This is a genomic window from Sphingomonas azotifigens NBRC 15497, assembly GCF_002091475.1.
In the GTDB taxonomy this organism is placed as follows: Bacteria; Pseudomonadota; Alphaproteobacteria; order Sphingomonadales; family Sphingomonadaceae; genus Sphingomonas; species Sphingomonas azotifigens.
Map to the genome: position 1 here is coordinate 1 of NZ_BCTR01000149.1, position 842 is coordinate 842.

2 protein-coding genes are annotated in these 842 nt (G+C 66.9%); both read right to left on the minus strand.

The genetic code is table 11. The features are described from left to right. Positions 1 to 48: 48 nt before the first annotated feature. Positions 49 to 258, minus strand: a complete 210-nt coding sequence (locus SAZ01S_RS23345) for a sigma factor-like helix-turn-helix DNA-binding protein (RefSeq protein WP_084584710.1) — start codon at positions 256 to 258, stop codon at positions 49 to 51. Then, a partial coding sequence (locus tag SAZ01S_RS23350; RefSeq protein WP_084584711.1) for an ArdC family protein occupies positions 255 to 842 on the minus strand: 588 nt, incomplete at its 5' end. The genes SAZ01S_RS23345 and SAZ01S_RS23350, both read right to left, overlap by 4 nt.

Sequence of the window (842 nt, forward strand, 5' to 3'; positions counted from 1 at the left end):
CCGCGGCGTACACCTCGCCCGGCGCCGCCGGGCGAGGTGTGGCCTCGGTCATGGTGATTTGCCCCGGAGAGCGCGGTCGAGCGCAATGATTACGCGGGTGATGGTCTCTTCCACCTCCGCTACGGTGCAGCCATGCCGCCTGGCCGTTTCGACGTAGTCCAAATCGTCGAACCGCACCGATCCGAAGATTGCCCGGTCGCGCTCGGGGAGGGCACGAAATGCGCAGCGCATCCGCCGCAGGCGAAGCCAGCGCATCATTGCCCCGCCCCCTCGTCCGAGACGAAGCCGAGCAGGTAATCGGCCGCCTTGCTGGCAGCGCTCGCCGCACGGAAGATCGCCTTTTCATCCTCGCGCAGCACCGCCAGCCAGCTCCCAACATAATCGGCGTGCCGAACTGTCGGCCGGATCGCCAAAGATGCGCAGGTGAACGCGCTCGTCATTTCCGCGACCAGTTCCTCGCGGGCATAGGCGGCGCTGCCGAACACTCCGGTCTGATCGCGGCCGAGGCGCGAGCCATGCCCGGTCCAGTGCCCCAGCTCGTGCAGCACGGTCCGATACCAATTGATCCGGTTGTAGAAAACGAGCTGCGGTGGCACCGCGACATAGTCGCCGCCCGGGCTGAAATAGGCCTCGCCTCCCCCGATCCGGATGTCGGCGCCGCACGCTTCCATTAGCGCATGTGCAGCGGGGATACGGTCCCCCTCCCCCACCGGCTGGCCCTTCTCCGTCACCGTCAGCTGCTCGGGCAGACCCTCGCACTGGTCGACATTGAACACGGTGAATCGCTTCAAAAACGCAAGCTGCCTCGCCTCGCGATCCTCGTCGCGCGCCCGCTCGGCCTC

What these genes read in the sequence shown, in the direction of transcription:
- SAZ01S_RS23345 (WP_084584710.1), bottom strand. Translation starts at nt 258, where the DNA reads ATGATGCGCTGGCTTCGCCTGCGGCGGATGCGCTGCGCATTTCGTGCC.